Origin of the sequence: uncultured Shewanella sp. (assembly GCF_947501225.1) — a bacterium.
Classification (GTDB): domain Bacteria; phylum Pseudomonadota; class Gammaproteobacteria; order Enterobacterales; family Shewanellaceae; genus Shewanella.
This window is the reverse complement of sequence record NZ_CANMUW010000007.1, coordinates 47,888-69,090: the sequence shown is the minus strand read 5'-3', so window position 1 is coordinate 69,090 and position 21,203 is coordinate 47,888. Positions and strand designations below refer to the sequence as shown.

Here is a 21,203-nt window from a genome sequence, read left to right as displayed (position 1 = left end):
AGGTGGTTTTGTGAATTTTGGTATCGCCAAACTATGTTTGGTTAATTTTTAGGGAGTTATTTAATGGAAAACTTGGAAGGTTTGATCGAGCAAGCACCTGAGCTTATCGTGGCCTATGGAATGAAAATTATTCTTGCAATTATCATCTTTCTTGTCGGTAAGTATCTGGCCGGTGTGGCTAAGAGACTATCTGATAAGTTAATGACTAAGAGAAAAATTGACCCGACAGTGGTCTCTTTCGTATCTAATATTGCCTGGGCACTGGTCTTCGCCTTTACGGTTGTCGCGACACTGGGGCAGTTAGGCGTTCAAACCGCTTCTTTGGTTGCTGTAATTGGTGCCGCCGGCTTAGCGGTTGGTTTGGCATTGCAGGGCTCGTTGTCTAACTTTGCTTCTGGTGTATTGATGGTACTGTTTCGCCCTTGTCGTGTCGGGGACTATGTCGATGCTGCCGGTATCTCAGGTACTGTCGATGAGATCACCATCTTCTCTACTAAGCTGTTAACCCCGGATAATAAGCTGATTATTGCCCCTAACTCCGCGATGATGGATGGAACGATTATTAACTATTCAGCCATGGAAACGCGTCGAGTCGATCTGGTTATCGGTGTTTCATACGATGCCAACTTAGCCGAAGCGAAGAAGGTACTGACCACCATAGTTGAGAACAATCAGTATGTCCTGAAAGACCCGGCTTATACCATAGCTATCTCTGAGTTGGCGGATTCTTCGGTTAACTTCGTGGTTCGACCTTGGGTGAAAGGTGGCGATTACTGGCCTGCTTATTTCGAACTGCTGGAGCAGATTAAGCTTGCTCTTGATGAAGCTGATATCGGCATCCCATATCCGCAGATGGATCTTCATGTGAAGGAGACGCCATCGGCCTAGTTCCATAGATTCAGTTTTACCGGAATTGAATCAGGATTAAATAAGGTCGGCTTCTGCCGACCTTATTTCTGCCTGAACTTTTGTCGTGCCGGCTATGAGCGTTAAAAGGTTAACCTCAATGTGGTGCGCCGCCATGTCCGTGCTCATACTGGTAATCAAATTTGGGCATCCCCCAGTGATACTTAATCGCTAACATTCTGAAACTGAAACCAAATGACAGGCATATTGCTAAGTTTATCGACTCAGGTATAGCAATTAATTTAAGGCCGACATATAACCCTGCGGTTAGCAGCGCGACCAGAGCATAAAGCTCTTTCTTAAAAATCAGCGGTACCTGGTTACACAAGATGTCACGGATAACACCACCAAACACACCTGTTACAACTCCCATTACGACAGCGACTACAGGACTGAAACCTAACACCAAGGTTTTCTGTGCACCTATGATAGAAAATACCGCCAACCCCAGAGCATCGATAGCAAGAAATAGCTTAGACAGATAACGCATCACAGGTGCAATCAGTACGGTTAGCAGCGAAGCGAAGGCTATTGCAAGCAGGTAGTGCACATTTTCAATCCATATTAACGGGTAGTTCCCCAGCAGCATGTCCCGCAGAGTCCCACCGCCTATAGCCGTCGCACAGCCGATTATCACAACACCAAAAAGGTCCATCTGTTTTTTTCCTGCCGATAAGGCGCCCGTCATCGCTTCAGCTATGATACCGATGAGCCAGAGAAGGCTGATAAATTGAACTTCTTGCATTTTATGATGCCATCATGAGAAAAGAGCAGAGATTTTGCCTCAATCCATCGGTTTTTTACACTGATATTTTCTCTGTTTTGGTATTATTTTTTATAATGATTTGATTTACCTGTTTGATTTAAAGTCTTTATTTTACAGTGGGTTGATTTTGCATGCTCTTATATTGACTAATCCTTTAAGTTGTGAAGTTGTTAATGTGGTGGTTTTGTGTGTTTTTTAGTATGAGTTAGATGATAAATGTATGGGTTTACTTGTTGTCAGCGCTCTGTTCGATTAACAGTGGCGCAAGGAAAGGTGTACGGTTAGTATGCTTAATCCTGAAGTAGTTTATTTGTAGTATAGGGGCCTTATGATAGATTTTCGTAGCGACACAGTGACCATGCCGACAGATGCGATGCGCAGGGCGATGGCGACAGCCGAAGTTGGCGATGATGTTTACGGAGATGATCCGACTGTAAACCGTCTGGAGGCGATGGCTGCCGATATGTATGGCTTCGATGAGGCCCTGTTTACCTCATCGGGCACGCAGGCGAATTTGTTGGCCCTGATGTCCCATTGTGAGCGCGGTGATGAATATATCTGTGGTCAACAGGCCCATAACTACAAGTTTGAAGGTGGTGGTGCGGCGGTGCTTGGCAGCATTCAACCTCAGCCTCTGAATAATCAAGCCGACGGCTCCATACTACTGTCGGATATCAAAGGAGCCATAAAGCCCGATGACGTGCATTTTGCTAATACGCGCCTGGTAAGTTTAGAAAATACTATCGGGGGCAAGGTGCTGCCTCAGAGCTACATTGCCGATGCGCAACAGTTGGCTTTCAATCATAGATTAAAAATTCATCTGGATGGGGCTCGGGTTGCTAATGCAGCCGTTGCCCAGAATATTCCGATCAGTGATATTACTCAATATTTTGACTCGGTCTCAATCTGCTTATCTAAGGGCCTTTGTGCTCCGGTGGGCTCTATCTTGTTGGGGGATGAACGCCTGATAGCTAAGGCGAGACGTTGGCGTAAAATGTTGGGCGGTGGAATGCGACAGGCAGGTATACTTGCGGCCGCGGCGAGTCTGGCGATAACAGAGCAGGTTGAGCGCTTGGCAGTCGATCATGATAATGCCCGTTATCTAGCAGAGCAGCTCTCTACATTGGCTGAGTTCAGTGTCGACCTTCAATCGGTTCAGACCAATATGGTATTTGCCCGGGTCGATGAAGGTGTTGATATTGGCTCTGTTGCTGCTAAGTTAAAGCAGAGTGGAATTCTTATCAGTCCCGGCTCCATGGTCAGGTTAGTGACTCACGCCGATATCAGTCGGGGTGATATTGATAGCTTGATAAGCGAACTTAAACGTCATCTGAAATAGGTGAGTTCGATATGTTGTTTCAAGAGTCTGCAAATGCAGACTCTTCTTATGGGGCAATATTTCTGTGAAGTGCTGCTCTTGCTATAGCCTGCCGGACAACAAGTAAGAGTTATTCATCTCATCACTGATAGAGAATCGCCCATTTTCTCCCATATTTTGAGCCTGATTTCGGTTTGCTACTCAACTCATACTGCTCTGCCTTAAAGCACTCTTTGTCGCTCATTACGCCAGGTAACGAGCCGCACCAGTCGCTAAACTAGATAAGCTAACGCCGCTACACGGAAATCTATATGACGAGCATTGGACATTAATTTTGGGTTTTGTGAAAACACAAGGTGACTGAGTTGATGCTGTTTTGCTCCTTTTAAGGGAGGTCATCGCCGGTTTCACCCTAAATCGGTGCACCCACAACACCCATGTTTTTATAAGTCGCTGATATGATTTGCTTTAAATATTGGCACTCTTTGTGCTGCCTATTTGTTGGTGTTAAGCGTGGTATTTTGATAATGGGTCATGCGGGCTTTGGCCGCAAGGAGAGAAAGGGATGAAATATTACAGTAGAAGATTCATTAAACCTGAACATTTGAATCCAGCCAATGCCCTGTTTGGGGGACAGATATTAAGTTGGATCGATGAGGAAGCTGCCATCTATGCAGCTTGTCAGATGAAGAGCACCAGCATAGTTACCAAACTTATCTCCGAGATTAACTTTATGACACCGGCAAGGCAGGGAGATGTTATCGAGTTTGGCTTGGAGTTAATCAGTGCCGGTAATACTTCTATCGTTGTTCGATGCGAAGTGAGAAATAAAGTGACTCATCTGCCTGTGGTGTGTATTAACAAGATGGTATTTGTAAATGTAGACGAGAATGGTTTGCCGTTAGCACATGGTGTAAGAGCCAGCGCCGCATAATGAGCTGTAAACACTGCTAAGCTCGGCCCGGAACCTTAACCGGGCCGAATATAGTCAAATACAAGGCATTAATCTTTCTTGCTGAGTTCATCGTTAACCGATTTTACGGCATCGCGGGATGCATGGCCGATAGCCCTGGTGGTATCTCTTGTGGCATGACCTATTTCGGTTGTCACCTCTTTGGTGGTATCTCCGATCATGCGTCCTGTCTCTTTCAGTTCCGCACAGCCACTCAGAGTTATAACAGAGGTGAGGAGTATTGTTACTGATAGTGTCTTAGTCATGGTTACTCTTATGTAAAAAATTGATACCAAGGAGCCCGGAAAAGGTGACTGGTATGATTGATCAATGTTGTCGGTTGATTGTTATTTTAACTTTTTTTCCTGATATGAAAAAGCCTCCTGATGGAGGCTTTATCCGACTTTCGCTGGGCTTTTTGTTTGCTTAATGAAGCTTCAGGTGGGGGTGGATTATGCGGCTGAGCCCTTTGGCAAACATCAATAAGGTGCCTTTAAATACCCCGTGTAGTTCAATAAGGTGTCGGCGGTATAGTGAGGTGTAGACAAACCTGGCTATCTTTCCTTCGACCAGAACACCACCTCCCATAAATGACATCAGGTTGCCAACGGTATGAAATTTAGAGAGGTTTACCAGCGAGCCCAGATCCTTATAGACATATTTGTTAGCTGGTGATTTTCCTTCCAGCATCAGGCAGATGTTATCTGCCGTCATCAATGCCATCTGTCTTGCCGATTGGCCTCTGGGGGGGACCCAGCTTCCATCTTCTTGTGGACAGGCAGCACAATCACCAATGGCAAAAATATGGGGATCGCGTGTCGATTGCATATTTTGTTTAACCATAATCTGGTTGATATGGTTGCTCTCCAGTCCGCCAATTTCATTCAGGAAATCCGGTGCCTTAACGCCGGTAGACCAAATGACCATATCTGCAGGGATCTGTTTGCCGTCGCTCGTGTGCAGCCCTTCCGTTGTAACCTCATCGATACGGGTGCTGGTCAGTACATTGACGCCAATTGAGTTGAGCTCCTTCGCTACAGAGTCGGAGATCTCTCTCTTTTCGACTTTAGGTAAAATTCGTTCATCGGCTTCGACTAAGGTGATCTCCAATAAACTGCTATCTATCTTGTAGCCAAACCCCCTGAGTTGATCGACTGCATGATGCATTTCCGCCGACATCTCGACTCCGGTCGCTCCAGCTCCGACTACGGATATTTTTATTTTTTCATCGAGCTGGTGGTGACTCGCATAACGCATGAACTTATTCAGCAGCATGCTACGGATCTCCATAGCTTGCTCTGTACTGTCCAGGAAGACACAGTGTTCACGAACACCCGGGATCTTGAAGTCATTAGCAATACTGCCAATTGCAATAACCAGGTAATCGTAATCGATACGGCGAGCCGGTAGTAGTTCCTCTCCCGCTTCGTCCATGATAGGAGCCAGAATGACCTGTTTGCTGTCACGATCTATGTTGGTCATAGCACCTTGTTGAAAGTGGTAACCGTGGTTTGCCGCATGACCGCGGTAACTGAGGGCGTCAATCCCGATATCGAGCGCTCCGGTAGCGACCTCATGAAGCAGCGGCTTCCAGACATGACTCTCGGCGCAATCGACCAGTGTGACTCTTGCTTTTCCCTTCTTTCCAAGCTTACGGCCTAGTTTGGTGGCGATCTCCATACCACCAGCACCACCACCGACGATGACTATATTTGCCATTTCTTGCATGCGTTTGGTTATCCTTTAACTGATTAATTATAAATAGGTTTAATCATCCACCGAACTGTTTAACGAGTTCATTTTGCTACTATCCAGTTACAGCCATTAATACAATTTTATTTTTTAATGCATATTAAAGGCTGAAAAAGTGTAACATTGCCTATAAAAATCAGCAATTGGGCATGGATAAGGTGTAAAAGCGATAAATGTTGAAGTGTTTTATATTACTTATTGATTTTATATGGTATAAAATTCTTACCATATAACTTTTACCTTTGTTTTGTCTTTGAGGGTAAAGTTTAAAAGTGTGATCTGCGCAAGGTTATCTACAGGGGGGAGTGTGAGCTGCCCCATAGATTGAGGCAGTCTCATATTTAAAGGCTCTCAGTTAGTTTACCGGAGGAGCTTCTCAGTTAAAGACCTTCTATTTTCCCATGATAATCTTTAATAAGGTGCTGCATGATCTCTTGCACCGAAGTGTCCTTAGTCGCGTCATCCATAAAAATTTTGAAAGTTACCAGGACATGACCATCGCCTCTGAGTCGACTGGAGTTCATGGCAAAATAGGCACTTTCTGCTTCAGCTTCCCGAACGACAAAACCATCGATGTCAAAAATCCGGTGGCCGGAACGGCCATGCCATTTAGTTACTCTGTTTAAGCCAATTTCGCAAGACTGATTGAATTCTATATGGTTTTGCCAGGTGGTTGGATGTGCAGGGTCCTTAATGTGAGGGCATCGAACTGTATAGTTGTAGACATGGGAAATTGCTGTCATATGTTACCTACCTGTTTGCGGATACTGGTGCCATCATAGGCATCGCGATTCAAATTGGTCAACTTTATTCGTCTTTGCTCATATACTATCTGCCATTTCGGCGAAGTGTATATGTCAGGACTCCTTCAAGCTGGTCTGACTCTGTTTTAGCATGAGTTTATTAGGGATAACCTTGTTCCAGCTCTCATTTTTGCCACGCTTCATTAACTTGTTTCGCTATCGGTTAATAAAGCTACAGCTAATTGATAGCCTCACATAGTCATTTAGCCGGAGGCTCCCAAAGGTGAGTATTGTATGAGAGGCCACTGAGCAGTCTCCTTCATTCCTACCTATCAACTAAACCGATACTATCTGACTTTCAGGTTTTAAGATGTTGATTAAGAATGTCATGCCAGCCGGGACGGGTTACACGAATTGCCATAGGGCTCGCACTACTTAAGTGGGCAATATGCTATAAGAATATTCGTGAAATCTGATAGTTAGCGGTAGGTTATACCCATACACACCATTTGCTGTTGGATTTATGAAATAAAAATGTAAATGGGTTTTAATCAGTTATTTATCTGCTTATAATTTGTTGAAAATAATCTATATTTGTACTCTTATATCGGAGGCCTGTATGGCTGCTCAAACCGTTTCAAAAATAAAATGGGGTATTCTCTTCATCCTGGGTTTGCAACTCACGGCGTGCGGTGAGCCGCCGGCCCCCCAGCAGGCTATGTTACCCAGTGTAATCGTCAATACAGCTAAAACAGAAGAGATCCAGTCGAGAACGGAGATTGTGGGTCGTACAAACGCTTCTGAAGATGTCACCATCAAGTCTCAAATCCAGGGACAGCTGCTCAAAAGAACGTTCGTTGAGGGGGATGATGTTACTGCGGGTGATCTCTTGTTTGAGATTGACCCTGCGACCTATATTGCCGAGCTGGCACAGCAGAAGGCTGTGTTAAAGCAAGCAAACGCTTCACGTGATGTCGCCGTAATGAATTGGGAGCGTGGAAGGCGTCTTCTGCCTGACGGTATGATAAGTGCTCAGGATATGGATGAGTTAACTACACGTAAGTTAACTACTGCTGCCGGGGTTGTTCAGGCGGAGGCGGCGGTACAGGCGGCCGAACTGCAATTAAGCTACACCAAGGTTTATGCACCTATTTCCGGTCGGATCAGTAACGCAATGGTGAGTACCGGTGACATTATCACCCCTAACTCAGATATGGCTAACCTGGTTCAACTTCAACCCATGTGGGTTAACTTTCAGGTGGCTGAGAAAGCGTTAATCACGGCTAAGGAAAATTTTTCTAAAGCGGCCGAAAGAGAGGTTGAGCTGTCGGATATAGTGATCAGCCTTCGTCTACCCAATGGCTCAATGTTTAATGAGACAGGTTATATCGATTTTGTCAGTAACCGAGTCGATGCGGCTACCGGCACCCTGCCTATTCGAGCCACTTTCAAAAATGGTGAGAAGATGTTGTTGCCTGGGATGTTTGTCACCTTAATTGTTGAATCTCCTATCAAAGAGAACGCATTGCTCATTCCTCAAGCGGCGGTGCAGGAGGATCAGCAGGGACGATTCGTAATGGTGCTCAATGAACAGGATATGGTCGAGAAGCGTATCGTTGAACTTGGTGAACGTTTCGGCGTTGACTGGCGCGTGATGAGTGGCTTGAGCGATGGTGAGCGCATTGTCGTCGATGGTCTGCAGAAGATTCGCCCTGGAATCCAGGTTAAGGCTGTAGAGCAAGAAGTTGTGCCATTTAAAGACACTAATTCCTCCCCAGATAATAACGCATCATAGTAAGGGATAATTATGATTAGTGAATTTTTTATTCATAGGCCTAAGTTTGCCTTCGTCATCTCGACGGTGTTGACCTTAGTCGGTTTAATCTCAATTCCGATCCTGTCTGTATCTGAGTTTCCCGAGATAGCGCCGCCACAGATCAATGTATCTACCAGTTATTCAGGTGCCAGTGCCGATATCGTAAAAGACACCATAGCTCAGCCGATTGAGGCCGAGGTCAACGGTGTCGAAGATATGATCTATATGGAGTCCAAGAGTGCCAATGACGGCAGTTACTCACTGAGTGTTACTTTCGATGTCGGCACCGACGCGGATATGGCACAGGTCAAGGTGCAAAACCGGGTACAGCAGGCGATGCCGCGGTTACCCGAAGAGGTTAAGCGCCAGGGGGTGACGGTCGAGAAGCAGAGTTCTAATATCCTGATGGTAGTGAACCTGGTTTCACCCAACGAGACCTTCGATTCGCTCTTCATTACTAACTATGCCGGCCTGAATGTCACCGATGCGTTAGCCAGACAAAATGGTGTCTCTAAAGTGCAGGTTATCGGAGCCCTCGATTATGCGATCCGAATCTGGCTGGACCCGAATAAGATGGCAAGTTTCGGCGTCACGGCAAAAGATGTGATTGCGGCTCTGCAGGAGCAGAATATTCAGGTTGCGGCCGGTCGTATCGGTGCCGCTCCGGTCGATCCAGAGCAGCAGTTTCAATACACCTTGCAGACCAAGGGGCGCTTGAAAGACCCGGCAGAGTTCAGGGATGTGATGATCCGCGCTAACAGCGACGGCTCTAAGGTTGTTGTCAGCGATGTTGCCCGTGTCGAGTTAGGTTCTCAAACCTATGATGCTCAAGGTAAGCTGAATAACAAACCTTCGGCTATTATTGCCGTTTATCAGTCGCCCGATGCCAATGCGTTGGAGGTCGCCGCCGGAATTAAAGCCGAAATGGCTAAACTGTCTGAACGCTTCCCGACGGATCTCGAGTATAAAGTGCTTTATGACACCACAGAGTTTGTAGAAACCTCGATTAAAGAGGTTGTACAGACACTCTTTATCTCTATCGCTCTGGTTGTCTTCGTTGTGTATATCTTCCTGCAGGATGTCCGCTCCACTCTGGTTCCCGGGATCGCGATCCCAGTCTCTCTGATAGGTACTTTTGCCTTCCTGCTTCTGTTTGGCATGAGTATCAACACCGTCTCTCTGTTTGCGCTGATCTTAGCTATCGGTATCGTGGTCGATGATGCCATCGTGGTGGTGGAGAACGTCACGCGCCTGATGCAGGATGAGGGGTTGTCGCCTGTCGAGGCGACCTCAAAGGCGATGAAGGAGGTTACCGGTCCCATCATTGCGACGACCTTAGTTCTACTCGCGGTATTCGCGCCAACGGCGGTGATGCCGGGAATTACCGGACAGATGTATGCACAGTTCTCGGTGACTATCTGTATCGCGGTGCTTATCTCATCGATAAACGCCCTGACCCTGAGTCCGGCCCTGTGTGCCTCACTGCTGAAAGCGCCTAAAGAGCATGAAACAGGCTTTCATGCTTCGTTTAATAAGTATTTTGAACGCTTCACCGGTAAATACATGGGACTCGTCTCATCTTTAACCCGTAAGCTGTCTCTGGTTGTGATCGTCTATATCTGTTTAATCGGCATCACCGGGGGAGTCGCAAAAATCTTGCCTTCAGGTTTCGTACCTATGGAAGATAAGAAAGCCTTTATGGTCGACATTCAGCTTCCCGACGGGGCATCACTCAACCGTACCGAAGAGGTGATGGAGGAGTTAGTTGAACTGACCCTGGCTGAGCCCGGTGTCGAGAATGTTATCCATGCCAGTGGGTTCAGTATCTTAACCGGCTCAGTGTCATCTAACGGCGGCTTGATGATCGTTACCCTATCCTCATGGGAGGAGCGGGATACCCCGGATATGGTTGAGGCGGCAATCGTTGCTAAGCTCCAGGCTAAGTATGCGGCGAACCCGTCGGTGAAGGCGATGGCTTTCTCACTGCCTCCTATTCCGGGAGTCGGTAGTGTCGGTGGATTTGAGTTTGTACTGCAAGAGACTCAGGGGCGTTCGCCTCAAGAGCTGGCTTCTGTCATGCGAGCCTTGATCATGAAGGCAAACGAGCAGCCGGAGATCGCCATGGCGTTCAGTAACTTCCGTGCCGATGTACCGCAGATGTATGTGGATGTCGACAGGGATAAAGCCAAGGCGCTGGGTATCTCGTTGAACGAGATCTTCACAACTATGCAGACCATGCTCGGTTCTATGTATGTGAATGACTTTAACCGCTTCGGCAAGGTGTTCAGGGTGATCCTGCAGGCCGAGGGTGAGTTCCGTAACTCTGATCAGGATATCTCCCGATTCTATGTACGTTCGGCAAGTGGTGAGATGGTTCCTTTGAGCACCCTGGTTAAGGTGACACCTATCCTGGGCCCTGATGTGATGAACGGCTATAACATGTTCAGCTCTACCACCATTAATGGTTTCCCCGCACCGGGATTCAGCTCGGGGGATGCTATCAAGGCGATGGAGAGAGCGGCAGAACAGAGCCTGCCTACAGGTTATAGCTATGAGTGGACGGGTCAGACCTATCAGGAGATTAAGGCGGGTAACTTAGCGCCACTCATTTTTGGTCTGGCGTTAGTATTTACCTATCTGTTCCTGGTCGCTCAGTATGAGAGTTGGACGGTTCCATTTGCGGTCATGCTGGCGGTGCCTATTGCGCTACTTGGTGCATTTATCTATATCTGGCTGATGGGAACGGATCTCAACCTCTATGCTCAGATTGGTCTGGTGCTGCTGATAGGACTGGCCTGTAAGAATGCCATCTTGATCGTTGAGTTTGCAAAACAGTTGCGGGAGGAGGGAAAGAGTATTCTCGATGCCGGAGAAACGGCTGCCAGGCTTCGTTTCCGTGCGGTATTGATGACCGCCTTCTCCTTCCTTCTGGGTGTGTTGCCTCTGGTTGTTGCCACAGGTGCAGGCGCGGGGAGTCGCAGAGCCTTAGGCTATTCAGTATTCGGCGGCATGCTGGCGGCTACCATTGTCGGAACCCTGCTGGTTCCCGTGTTCTATGTGATCATGCAAAAGCTCAGAGAGCGAGTGAAGGGAGAGTCTAAAGCCTAGACGGGCATAGTGATTCACCAACCCTTGCATTGGCCCACGAAAACCGTGGGCCTTTTGCTGTCTGTAACGAATTTGTTCCAGCTTTGAGCCTGTAAGGCGGCGGTTCCGGGCTCTTTCTGTTTACAAATTTTCAATTCGTGCTATTCTCACTCCCGCTCTGTGGTTTGGAGTTATTAAAGAATCAAGTAAAGTAAACCCGCGTCAGATCTTCGTAAGTTTTTGTCCGTAGTGTTTCCCTTAGCTTCATCGTAATACTTAATAATTCAACTTCTAAGCACTTCGCATTTTCGCGATATTTTTTATGAATTTATATAAGGGGCAATAGATGTCTAATTCAACTACCGGTACAGTAAAATGGTTTAACGAAGAGAAAGGTTTCGGATTTATCTCTCAAGAAAATGGCGGCGATGATGTTTTCGTTCATTTCCGTGCTATCGTTTCTGATGGTTTCAAGACTCTTGCAGAAGGTCAGAAAGTATCTTTTGAAGTTGAGCAGGGCCAGAAAGGTCTGCAAGCTGCAAACGTTGTAGCGCTTTAATCCGGAACGATTTCGGATCAAAATCAAGGCTGCCTCAGGGCAGCCTTTTTTTTGCCTGGCAAGGCTTTTACTCTCTTCCTGGCCTGAATGTTAAAACCTTAACCTCTACTCTTCTCGTGTCCCGATAACATTACTAACTGGCTCTTCAGAAAACTAACCAGTAGCATCAAGACAGGCTCTGTATTTTTTGTCGATTATCGATAACTCAGGGGGGGAGCGAGTTGGGAGAGAGTTGAAAAAAGGCCCGTTCACTCACACAGGAGTAAACAGGCCTTCCAGCTTGCTTGTTCTTTGCAGGGAAAAAGCTAACTATTCACTACGGTATAACACTTGTATCACTGTGTGTTAGTTATTTATCTCGAAATTTTGAGTTAGATCGCGAGTTTTCTCACATTTTGCCTTCTCTTTTAGTGTATTTGATGGCAGCGCGTTGTGGGGGATAAAAAAAGGCCCACTCCTAAGAGTGAGCCTTTTGGGTTGTTCTCTGATGCAGGGAGAAAACAAACCGAGCTATTCTGCGCCTACAGGGTTGGCGCAGAGAGTGCGTTATAAAGCGTTAGTAAAGATCTGGCAGATCTCTTCGTGTGTCGCTTGCTTAGGGTTGGTGAAACCACAAGCATCTTTAAGAGCATTGTCGGCAAGTGTTGGAATATCTTCTGCCTTCACACCCAATTTAGTCAGGTTTTCAGGGATCTTAACGGCTAACGCTAACTCCTTGATGGCCTCGATTGCAGCTTTAGCACCCTGAGCGTCGTCCATCGCAGATACGTCAACGCCCATAGCCTTTGCAACATCTTTCAGACGTGGTGCAGCAACCTGTGCGTTGTACTCTTGAACGTGTGGTAATAGCAGAGCGTTACATACACCGTGTGGAAGATCGTAGAAGCCACCGAGTTGGTGCGCCATAGCATGAACATAACCTAAGCTTGCGTTATTGAATGCCATACCTGCAAGGAATTGTGCGTAAGCCATCTGATCACGTGCATCGATACTTTGACCGTTATCTACAGCTTCAACTAAGTTTGCCTTGATAAGCTCGATAGCCTTGATAGCACAGGCATCCGTGATCGGGTTAGCTGCGATAGACACATAAGCTTCAACTGCGTGAGTCAATGCATCCATACCAGTAGCTGCCGTCAGACCGGCAGGTTTTGCCAGCATCAACTCAGGGTCATTTACAGACAGAATTGGCGTAGTGTGCTTATCGACAATCGCCATCTTAATATGACGCTGCTCATCGGTGATGATACAGAAACGTGTCATTTCGCTGGCAGTACCGGCTGTTGTGTTGATTGCTACAAGTGGAAGCTGAGGTTTAGTTGATACATCAAGACCTTCGTAATCTTTGATGCTGCCACCATTGGTTGCGACTAAGGCGATACCTTTAGCGCAATCATGGGGAGAGCCGCCACCAAGAGATACAACGAAATCACAATCGTTAGCTTTGAGTAACTCCAGACCCGCTTCGACATTACCAACCGTTGGGTTTGGCTGTACGCCATCGAAGACAGTAACTTCGATATCGGCAGAGCCTAATTTATCTGCGACTTGTGCAACAAGACCAATCTCTACAAGTGGTTTGTCTGTAACAATTAATGCTCTTTTGAAGCCTAATGTCTTGATATCACCGATAGCATCATCAACAGCGTTTTGTCCTAACACGTTGACTGACGGGATAAAAAATTTAGCAGCCATAAAATCACCTTTATGCTTAAAGTTTAAAGTTGTTATATTCTGGTAACTAAAGTACCAACCTTGATATGCCAAAGGTGTGATCATTCTCTAAAAAGTCGCCGTAATAGTATGGAAGTTGGCCCAAAGTTAGATCTGTACTACTAAATCTGTAAATTTATGACCAATGTGGCGGAATTAACTGTCGGAATTATGGAAGGTTGATTTGCTTGTTTGATAATTATCAATCTTATCCTTAGGTTAGTGGAAAACAGTGGCCATTTCCTCTCAGTTAGCATCAAAGTGACTAATTTTGTCTATGACCCGGGTATTCCATCTAAATCTTCTCTTTAAAAAGAATGGTCTATACTTTTTCTACCGCTAGTTATCCCGGGAAAAGATTATGCGAAAAAAATTAATCGCAAACCTGATCACTTTATCTATCTGTGGAGGTGTCTTTGGTGTCACGGCTGCAGAGTCCGAAATATCACTTGAGTCATTGAAGCTTCAAATTGAGAAGCTTCAGAAACAGGTACAGCTGTTAGAGGAGGCCCAGAAGCAGGAGACGCAGAAACAGCATGCTCAAGTCGTGACGGTTCCTGTCGCTGAGCCAATCCAAACCTCCACTGCTGAGAAAACTAACAATACAATTAGCGCCTACGCGACAATGAGACCGACCATTGGTCACATAGATGAGGACGGAGACTCTTTTTATGATGTTCGTGACGCACTGTCGCGGGCAGGGCTCAGGGCCACCAATGAGTTTATGCCAGGCTGGGTAGCCGAGTTACACGGAGAGTGGAGCATAGACCTTTCAAATAGTGGTGACTTTGGTAAAGCGAGAAAGGCCTATGCCGCCGTATCCAGTCCCTTTGGCAAGGTAGGGATTGGTAAAGACAGACCACCTCAATATCTTCTGATCGCCGAATATGTGGATATTTTCAATCATGCCAATAGTCCGTTTGCCTATGATGCCGAGAGCGTCTTCTTTGTCGACAACATGCTTAGCTATCGCCTGCAAACCGGTAAATTCAGTTGGCTAGCCGCCGGTCAGTTTGACGGGGGAGGTGGCAGCGATGATGCCGACCTGGTCAACCTGGGGGTCGGGTTCGATCATGGGAGCTTCCATGGGGCCGTTAGCTATCTGGTTGAGGATAGTGTGGATGCAGACCTAACCACTGGCGAGGATGAGGTGTGGGCCGCCTCGCTGGCTCATGGTTTCGAAAATGGCTTATATCTGGCGGCTGCCTATCAGGAACGGACCTATAAAAGAGATCTGCTGCCTCACGATCGTGATGGTCACACCTTAGACCTGGCGGCGGCTTATCCTTTGGGTGAGCAATTTAAGATTAAGTTAGGCTATTTCGAGTTTGACGACGGACATGGCCGCTTGGTGAGTCGCAAGTTTGATGGTTTCAACACCACATTTGAGTGGTTGCCGGACGATAATCTACGTTTCCATATAGAATACCTTTATCGTGATATGGACTATTTCGATGACTTCTCATCGTGGGTAGTAGGCTTCAGGTATGATTTTGCTAAAGAGTGGCAATATTGACCCGAATGATGGGAGGAGTTGGGAGGTGTCAATTTGAGCCTCCTTGTTATTCATAAGAACCGAGAACATTACTGCTGAGGGAAAGACGTGATAATACAACAACTCTTTTGTGGCTCGGCAGTTTTGCTCCAAACGCACTCACCTATGAGTTAAATAGCCGCTGTTTAAGCCCGCAGATATTGAACTCACTGGATGGGCTGATTTGAGGACTTATTTAAGGGCTTTTGTCTGGTCCAGAGCCTATGGGGAGTGTCCATAGGCTCCATTGCCCTATTGCCTGCCCGTATATCTGCCTGACTAATGAATGGTCAGGTGGCTGAATCTGAGATGTTTGGCATCTTTGATCAGCTTAACGAAGTCCTTTCTTTCAATATGGATAAAGCTGCTATGATCCCCCGCCTCTAAATATAGATCCTTTGATTCAACTAAGAGATCATCATAAACGGCGTCCATATTGTAGACATCACCAATTGGAGGAATCGCGCCATTTTCGCAATCATTAAACATTTTATAGACAGCCTGCTCTTTTATCAGGTGAAAATCCCGGTTTAGCTTCTCGCTGAGCGCTCCCAGGTTGATCTTATGATCCGCCGGTAATACGGCCATCATTTTTCTGCCTTCGTGATCTTCCAGAATTACAGCCTTGGCAACCTGCGCCGGAGATATATGTGCGGCGATCGCTGAGCTCAGTGAATTAAAGCTGTGGGGATGAGCCACAAGGTTATATTCGACCTTGTTATCGTTCAGATAGGTATTCAAACGTGTTGAAATAGTCATGATGTTACCTCAAAAAGACAATATGACATTTCAATTATAGTCGCTCTCTCTCTCGTCGACCCTCAAATATATTAACTGCTGTAGAGTCTTTCAGAGCAGGAGTGATTCATCGATCTCATGGTATTGACATACCGAGTCTATGAGTGATTTTGCCGTCAGGGAGGGGACCCCGTAGACTTGAGTGTCGGTACCATATTTTTTATAGATCTTCTGCATCAGCAGGTCGAAATCACCATCGCCGGAGAGTAGGATAACGCTATCGACCTCATTGGCTGTCTCCAGGATATCTATGGTTATACCCACATCCCAGTCGCCTTTGGCACTTCCATCACTTCTCTGTATGAAGGGCTTTAACTTCACATCGAAGCCAATATGTTTCAGGGCATCCTGGAACTTAAGCTGCCCATCATCTCCCCTGTGAATGGCGTAAGCCGTCGCCGAAGTTATCTGTCCCTCATTTGTGAGTTGTTGCCACAGCTTTCTATAGTTGAACTGTCGACCGAAGGCTTGACGGCAGGTGTAATAGATATTTTGAACATCGACAAATATAGCAATTTTCTTAGTCGTCATCAGGGCAGTGGAGCTGAAAGTTAAGTCGGATTATATTTCTACTTCATTATGCTTATAATGACAAGGCAAGCCAGAATTTAAACAAGCCAATAACATCTTTCTGACTAAAGAGACGCAGTTTGCTGCTGGTAAGGTCACGGATTGCTATCTTGGTATGGTGATTCATACCGAACCTTGAAGAAAATAATAAGAAAAGGGAACTGGAATTGAACAGAGAAGAGCGCTATCTCAATGATGCAAAGGCTTTCTTTGCCGAACAAAAATTTTCATCTGCCGGTATCTATGCAAGAAAGGTGATTCGCCGCAATCCTCAGCAGGTCGATGCACTGACTATTTTGGGTCAGCTTGCGCTGAGTAGTAATGATCACAAAGAGGCCCATAGGCTCTTTTCTATTGTTATCTCTCTTGCACCCGAAGAGACGCAGGCCTTATCGGGCCTCTTAGCCGTAGCGGAAAGACGAGAGGACTTCTTCAGTGCTTATCGATACTTAGTCATCTTGGTTAAACTGCAGCCTGGCAATAACTGCAATAGGTTTAAGCTTGGCATTACTGCGAGCAAGATAGGGTTGATGGATGAGGCGGAAGTTGCCTTTCAAGCCTGTATAGCTAATGGCGTAGAAGAACCGGCAGCCCTGCTTAATCTGGGGCATGTATATAAAGCCAAGGGGGATACAGTAAAAGCCGCCGAGCTTTATCACAGCTATATAGAGGCCGGAGAACAGCACCAGGCCGTAGGTTACTGGAGCCTGGCAGATCTTAAAAACTACTCATTTTCTGAATCAGATGCCGAGCTACTGCAGAGCCACTTGGAGTCTGAGCAGTATTCCAATGCGAATCGCTCGCTGTTCCTGTTTGCTTATAGCCGGGTATTGGAGCAAAGAGGTGATTATGAGCACTCCTTCGCCGTAATTAAAGAAGCCAATAGCTTGATGCAGGAGCTTCGTCCCTTCAAGGCCGGACCCTTTAAGCAAATTATTGACTCCCTGCTTGGGTGTAAGCCGGTTAAGATTAACCAGCATCAACTACAGGAAAATTCACAAACACCTATCTTTATCGTTGGTATGCCAAGATCAGGCACGACGCTCACCGAGCAGATCCTAGCGAGCCACTCTCAGGTTGAAGCTACCGATGAGCTGCCCTATATCGAGCGTCTGGCTCTGGAGCTAGATATGTCAGGCGGCTATGCTAAGTGGCTCACGAATCTGTCTGAAGAGAAGGCTAAGCGTTTAAGAGGGCAATATTTAGATCAGGTTTCAAAATATTTTGAAAGTGAGCCTGAGTACTTCATCGATAAGAACCCGAATAACTTTTTGCACATTGGTTTAATCAAGGCGCTCTTTCCCAACGCCAAAATTATCAATGTGATCAGGGATGCTAATGACAATGCGATGGGGGTGTTTAAACAGCACTTTAGCCGTGGTCATGACTACTCCTACTCCCTCGATAATATTGTCACTTACTGGCAGAGCTATCTTGAGTTGATGAAACATTGGTCAGGAATATACTCGCAAGAGATATATCATCTTAGCTTTGAGCGTCTGGTTCAGTCGCCGGATGAGGAGATCGCTGAGCTGCTTAGTTATTGCGGCTTAGGCTTCGAAGAGCAGTGTTTGACATTTTACCAATCGAAAAGAACCGTGTTGACCCCGAGTGCCAGTCAAGTCAGACAGCCGATGAACCCCAAGGCCATAGGTCAGAGCCAGAAGTATCAGCCTTTTATGGGGGGGAGTCATCGACAACTCGTAGGCATTGCCGACAAAGTAAGAGCTGAATTTTTAACTTAACGGCATATCGATAACACTGCTGCGGGTTTAGGGCAAGCAAGCTTTGCAGCAGTGACTCATGATTGATAGATATTAGTTAACTCACCCTTCCATGGCAGTGTTTGAACTTTTCGCCTGAACCACAATGGCAGGGACTGTTCCTGCTCATGGCCTTCAGCGGTTTCTCTCTATTAATCTCAGTTTTCTGTTCTGCACCGGGGAGGATTGTGCGAGGGGCCGTGGGGGGAGTCGACTCGGCAAGCTCTGTGTTCATAGAGGGGGCGACAATAAGGTGAATCAAGACTTTCATGGCCGAGGTCTGCTCATCGACCAGAACGCGGTTTTCAAGGACTGAAGCCCGCTCCAGTGTGCCTTGTCTCAATTGATGGTACAGGGGCCAACCTGCCTTAGTCGTCTCAAATTGAGACCATATCTCTTGCCAGTCGAGACTAAAGTCTTTAATTATTTGGATAAATTCTTGTGCAGCGTCATTATTATTTTGCTTGTAACCTCTGATCTGCTCTGTCAGCTCATTCGTTAAGCTTTCTATTTCGCTCGGTAACATTATGACTGGGAAATTGAACTTTTCGGTTATTATCTGTGAGGCGTTGCTATCACTGAAGGTCAAAAATTTGGATGGCACTGAGGGACCAGTCACAGAGCCTGATGGGATAGAGCGCTCCCGGATCATGGCCCAGAATCGACTGGAGCCAATCAAGTCTACAACCAGGTGCACCCTTAGACAATCGCTCTCATTGACTACCTTGTGGTGCTTCCATGAGTCGAAGATCCAGCACTCTCCTGCGGCCATATGGACCTGCTTATCTCCGCAATGGAAGATGACATTTTCGTCAGTGATAATTGGAATGTGCACCCGGACACGTTTATGCCAATGATAATTGATGTCACTGTGTAGGGGGACCTCACAGCCGGGGGCTAACCGCATCAACCTTGAGCGTCCAATCACTTCGCCGAAGGAGGCGATAGCCTGCTGAATATATGAGCAGCGCTTCAACGCAGGGGTCTGATTCATCTCTCCCTTAAACTCATTATTGAAACCGCCTGCAACGGAGATTAACGGGATCGCTGAGTTCCCTTTGAAATGCTCATGGTGAGGGGCCCATTCGTTTTCTTCAAACTGGAGAACCTCTCTCTCAAGTTGCTCAATATCGAAGGTTAAAGGTAATTTGTAAAACTCATTTTCCAGCTGCATTTCGGCATCCTATTTGGTGATGACTTCTTATTATCTGTGTCTCGGTCGATATTACTTAACTACTATTACCGGGCCAGACCGTGACAATGTTTGAATCGCTTTTGTGAGCCACAGGGGCAGGGGGCGTTTCTCGATATGCCTGAAGACGAGACGGTGGCTGCACTGGTTACTGATTCAGAAGGCCTCAGGTTATCCGGCCAAGCTTTGTCGATATGAGGAAGGCCGAATTGAGTTAACCGGCTATTTATCATTTCTATACAAGGTTGCAGATCAGGCCATATATTTTTTATGGCAGCGTAATTGTGCAGCCACTTGTTTGCTGCCGGAGGGGAAACGGTATATCTGGAATGTGGGAGTGCATCATTGCAGAGCCGTTTTAGAGCATCGTCGAAGGGGATTTGGCAGAATGTCGTCAACGATGCGATCGTTTCATAGGGGGAGTCGACCAGATCCCTGTAGGAGAGCAGATGCCATCTTTCATCGGGGAGCTTAGAGAGAGAGTTCATAATTGACTCATTGGCTTGCATCCATTGAAACGCTGCCACATCTTCAAGCGGTTTTCCTTTTAACTCTCTCCATTTGGGTGGCAACAGGAGCGACCAATCACCACCCCACCCGGGGAGCATAGGGTAGGTGCGGAATCGTCCGGATCTCCAAGCCTGCATTACGCTGCTGATATTCTCCTTAGGCTCCCTGACGAGGTAGATAAATAGCGCGTCCGGGAAAACCTTATTGAGAAAATCAACCCTAAGGCTGTTTTTTGGGGTTTTTTCAAGAAATCTGACAGGACCATCCGACTCTTTATAGGGGATACCATCTGTGTTACGTAACTGTTCTTTAAATTTCTGACGAAGAGAGTGGTGCAGCTCACTATTCCAGTCGCTCTCGTTTAAGGCGTTAGAGTCGAAGTTTCGCGAAGTGATATTAAGCGATCTGTTGCCCTCGATAATGGCGTGACTCTCGCCTCCGATAGTCCACAGTGATTGACTCTTAGAAAGAATTTCGAACAGTAGGGTGCTGCCTGAACGCGGCGCTGACAAGATGATGATAGGACGGTCAAAGCATTGAGAATTCAAGATTAAACACCTTCGAAATGTTATGGGTCTGGATTAGCTTGTTTAGACTGGCTAGCTAACTCGTTGTTTTCTGAAAGCAGTTTACTTTAACTTTACCACCATCGACAACCAATCATTAACCTTGGGTTGTAAAGCTGTTAACAATTTGCGGCTCGTCAACATTGTTGAATCTCATCTCTTTATTGCACCGTTGAACTTCATTAAGACCAGCTCCTTTCCCTGGCCTCGATACTTTAAAAACAGTTGCCAAATATCATTAGGTACATCTTCAGTTTGAACAAATTGGTGCTGCTGATAAAAGTCGGTCAGCTCGGGGAGTGAGAAGAGAAATGTGCGGTTGGTTTCAAGCGTGTTCATTAGCGAACTTAGCATCTGATGGGCTAAGCCACGCTCTCTATAGTCGGGGTGTACCAGCATGCCGGTTAGCAGCGTTAATGTACCTATCGGTCTTAACCTGACTGCAGCAACGATTAACCTCTCCCCCGGTTCGCCCTGGAGATAGAGTACTCCGACCCTCTCTTTTCTGCCTAATCGGGCGTAGGGGAGGTATCGGCGGTAAAATATTGATGCCTCGCGTCTGTTGTCTGTGTCTAACCAGCAAATATCCAATATCGATACTCATCATTAGAGTGGCTCTTCAACCGGGAAGATTAGCAGATTTTTACTATAAAATTTA

The 21,203-nt window shown here is 46.5% G+C and carries 18 protein-coding genes; 8 read left to right on the top strand and 10 right to left on the bottom strand.

Going from position 1 to position 21,203, the window contains the following annotated elements; genetic code table 11:
* Positions 1-63: 63 nt before the first annotated feature.
* Positions 64-888 (top strand): mechanosensitive ion channel domain-containing protein, encoded by an 825-nt coding sequence (locus Q1B47_RS12070; RefSeq protein ID WP_299793790.1) that lies wholly within the window; start codon positions 64-66, stop codon positions 886-888.
* Between the two features lie 115 nt (positions 889-1,003).
* Here Q1B47_RS12070 and Q1B47_RS12065 read toward each other — a convergent pair whose 3' ends face one another.
* Positions 1,004-1,651, bottom strand: coding sequence for a trimeric intracellular cation channel family protein (locus Q1B47_RS12065; protein WP_299793787.1), 648 nt, complete (start codon positions 1,649-1,651; stop codon positions 1,004-1,006).
* Positions 1,652-2,000: 349 nt separating this feature from the next.
* Here Q1B47_RS12065 and ltaE point away from each other — a divergent pair, with 349 nt between their 5' ends.
* Together ltaE and Q1B47_RS12055 are read left to right on the top strand one after the other, a co-directional pair.
* Positions 2,001-3,011, top strand: a complete 1,011-nt coding sequence (gene ltaE, locus Q1B47_RS12060) for a low-specificity L-threonine aldolase (RefSeq protein WP_299793784.1) — start codon at positions 2,001-2,003, stop codon at positions 3,009-3,011.
* Between the two features lie 544 nt (positions 3,012-3,555).
* Entirely contained in the window at positions 3,556-3,924 is a 369-nt protein-coding gene (locus Q1B47_RS12055) for a hotdog domain-containing protein (RefSeq protein WP_299793781.1), read from the top strand.
* Between the two features lie 68 nt (positions 3,925-3,992).
* Here the strand turns inward: Q1B47_RS12055 and Q1B47_RS12050 are convergent, their stop codons facing one another.
* From Q1B47_RS12050 to Q1B47_RS12040, 3 genes are all read right to left on the bottom strand, one after another.
* Positions 3,993-4,208, bottom strand: coding sequence for a hypothetical protein (locus tag Q1B47_RS12050; RefSeq protein ID WP_299793778.1), 216 nt, complete (start codon positions 4,206-4,208; stop codon positions 3,993-3,995).
* Positions 4,209-4,368: 160 nt separating this feature from the next.
* The gene (locus Q1B47_RS12045) at positions 4,369-5,670 is read right to left on the bottom strand and encodes an NAD(P)/FAD-dependent oxidoreductase (RefSeq protein WP_299793775.1); all 1,302 of its coding nucleotides are present in this window, start codon (positions 5,668-5,670) and stop codon (positions 4,369-4,371) included.
* 404 nt (positions 5,671-6,074) lie between these two features.
* Positions 6,075-6,437 (bottom strand): cytoplasmic protein, encoded by a 363-nt coding sequence (locus Q1B47_RS12040; RefSeq protein ID WP_299793772.1) that lies wholly within the window; start codon positions 6,435-6,437, stop codon positions 6,075-6,077.
* 619 nt (positions 6,438-7,056) lie between these two features.
* Here Q1B47_RS12040 and Q1B47_RS12035 point away from each other — a divergent pair.
* The 3 genes from Q1B47_RS12035 (at position 7,057) to Q1B47_RS12025 (ending at position 11,899) form a co-directional block, all read left to right on the top strand.
* Positions 7,057-8,232, top strand: coding sequence for an efflux RND transporter periplasmic adaptor subunit (locus tag Q1B47_RS12035; RefSeq protein WP_299793769.1), 1,176 nt, complete (start codon positions 7,057-7,059; stop codon positions 8,230-8,232).
* Between the two features lie 12 nt (positions 8,233-8,244).
* Complete coding sequence (locus Q1B47_RS12030) at positions 8,245-11,361, top strand: multidrug efflux RND transporter permease subunit (protein ID WP_299793766.1); 3,117 nt, start codon at positions 8,245-8,247, stop codon at positions 11,359-11,361.
* A gap of 325 nt (positions 11,362-11,686) precedes the next feature.
* A complete protein-coding gene (locus Q1B47_RS12025) occupies positions 11,687-11,899 on the top strand; it encodes a cold-shock protein (protein ID WP_299793763.1) in 213 nt (70 codons plus the stop codon).
* A gap of 546 nt (positions 11,900-12,445) precedes the next feature.
* On the opposite strand, the gene yiaY is transcribed toward Q1B47_RS12025, so the two are convergent.
* Complete coding sequence (gene yiaY, locus Q1B47_RS12020; protein ID WP_299793760.1) at positions 12,446-13,594, bottom strand: L-threonine dehydrogenase; 1,149 nt, start codon at positions 13,592-13,594, stop codon at positions 12,446-12,448.
* Between the two features lie 379 nt (positions 13,595-13,973).
* Between yiaY and Q1B47_RS12015 the strand changes: the two genes are divergently transcribed.
* Positions 13,974-15,128 carry a porin gene (locus tag Q1B47_RS12015; protein WP_299793757.1) on the top strand — a complete coding sequence of 385 codons (1,155 nt, stop codon included), beginning with the start codon at positions 13,974-13,976 and terminating at the stop codon, positions 15,126-15,128.
* Positions 15,129-15,425: 297 nt separating this feature from the next.
* On the opposite strand, the gene Q1B47_RS12010 is transcribed toward Q1B47_RS12015, so the two are convergent.
* Entirely contained in the window at positions 15,426-15,905 is a 480-nt protein-coding gene (locus Q1B47_RS12010; protein WP_299793754.1) for an aminoacyl-tRNA deacylase, read from the bottom strand.
* A gap of 90 nt (positions 15,906-15,995) precedes the next feature.
* Positions 15,996-16,475 carry an NYN domain-containing protein gene (locus Q1B47_RS12005; protein WP_299793751.1) on the bottom strand — a complete coding sequence of 160 codons (480 nt, stop codon included), beginning with the start codon at positions 16,473-16,475 and terminating at the stop codon, positions 15,996-15,998.
* A 206-nt stretch (positions 16,476-16,681) separates the two neighbouring features.
* Between Q1B47_RS12005 and Q1B47_RS12000 the strand changes: the two genes are divergently transcribed.
* The gene (locus Q1B47_RS12000; RefSeq protein ID WP_299793748.1) at positions 16,682-18,259 is read left to right on the top strand and encodes a tetratricopeptide repeat-containing sulfotransferase family protein; all 1,578 of its coding nucleotides are present in this window, start codon (positions 16,682-16,684) and stop codon (positions 18,257-18,259) included.
* 76 nt (positions 18,260-18,335) lie between these two features.
* Here the strand turns inward: Q1B47_RS12000 and Q1B47_RS11995 are convergent, their stop codons facing one another.
* The 3 genes from Q1B47_RS11995 to Q1B47_RS11985 all read right to left on the bottom strand — a co-directional run bounded on the left by Q1B47_RS11995 (position 18,336) and on the right by Q1B47_RS11985 (position 21,136).
* A complete protein-coding gene (locus Q1B47_RS11995) occupies positions 18,336-19,451 on the bottom strand; it encodes an aspartyl/asparaginyl beta-hydroxylase domain-containing protein (RefSeq protein WP_299793745.1) in 1,116 nt (371 codons plus the stop codon).
* A 65-nt stretch (positions 19,452-19,516) separates the two neighbouring features.
* A complete protein-coding gene (locus Q1B47_RS11990; protein ID WP_299793742.1) occupies positions 19,517-20,527 on the bottom strand; it encodes a sulfotransferase in 1,011 nt (336 codons plus the stop codon).
* A gap of 171 nt (positions 20,528-20,698) precedes the next feature.
* Complete coding sequence (locus Q1B47_RS11985) at positions 20,699-21,136, bottom strand: GNAT family N-acetyltransferase (protein WP_299793739.1); 438 nt, start codon at positions 21,134-21,136, stop codon at positions 20,699-20,701.
* Positions 21,137-21,203: the final 67 nt, after the last annotated feature.

What these genes read in the sequence shown, in the direction of transcription:
- Q1B47_RS12070 (WP_299793790.1), top strand. Translation starts at nt 64, where the DNA reads ATGGAAAACTTGGAAGGTTTGATCGAGCAAGCACCTGAGCTTATCGTG.
- Q1B47_RS12065 (WP_299793787.1), bottom strand. Translation starts at nt 1,651, where the DNA reads ATGCAAGAAGTTCAATTTATCAGCCTTCTCTGGCTCATCGGTATCATA.
- ltaE (WP_299793784.1), top strand. Translation starts at nt 2,001, where the DNA reads ATGATAGATTTTCGTAGCGACACAGTGACCATGCCGACAGATGCGATG.
- Q1B47_RS12055 (WP_299793781.1), top strand. Translation starts at nt 3,556, where the DNA reads ATGAAATATTACAGTAGAAGATTCATTAAACCTGAACATTTGAATCCA.
- Q1B47_RS12050 (WP_299793778.1), bottom strand. Translation starts at nt 4,208, where the DNA reads ATGACTAAGACACTATCAGTAACAATACTCCTCACCTCTGTTATAACT.
- Q1B47_RS12045 (WP_299793775.1), bottom strand. Translation starts at nt 5,670, where the DNA reads ATGCAAGAAATGGCAAATATAGTCATCGTCGGTGGTGGTGCTGGTGGT.
- Q1B47_RS12040 (WP_299793772.1), bottom strand. Translation starts at nt 6,437, where the DNA reads ATGACAGCAATTTCCCATGTCTACAACTATACAGTTCGATGCCCTCAC.
- Q1B47_RS12035 (WP_299793769.1), top strand. Translation starts at nt 7,057, where the DNA reads ATGGCTGCTCAAACCGTTTCAAAAATAAAATGGGGTATTCTCTTCATC.
- Q1B47_RS12030 (WP_299793766.1), top strand. Translation starts at nt 8,245, where the DNA reads ATGATTAGTGAATTTTTTATTCATAGGCCTAAGTTTGCCTTCGTCATC.
- Q1B47_RS12025 (WP_299793763.1), top strand. Translation starts at nt 11,687, where the DNA reads ATGTCTAATTCAACTACCGGTACAGTAAAATGGTTTAACGAAGAGAAA.
- yiaY (WP_299793760.1), bottom strand. Translation starts at nt 13,594, where the DNA reads ATGGCTGCTAAATTTTTTATCCCGTCAGTCAACGTGTTAGGACAAAAC.
- Q1B47_RS12015 (WP_299793757.1), top strand. Translation starts at nt 13,974, where the DNA reads ATGCGAAAAAAATTAATCGCAAACCTGATCACTTTATCTATCTGTGGA.
- Q1B47_RS12010 (WP_299793754.1), bottom strand. Translation starts at nt 15,905, where the DNA reads ATGACTATTTCAACACGTTTGAATACCTATCTGAACGATAACAAGGTC.
- Q1B47_RS12005 (WP_299793751.1), bottom strand. Translation starts at nt 16,475, where the DNA reads ATGACGACTAAGAAAATTGCTATATTTGTCGATGTTCAAAATATCTAT.
- Q1B47_RS11995 (WP_299793745.1), bottom strand. Translation starts at nt 19,451, where the DNA reads ATGCAGCTGGAAAATGAGTTTTACAAATTACCTTTAACCTTCGATATT.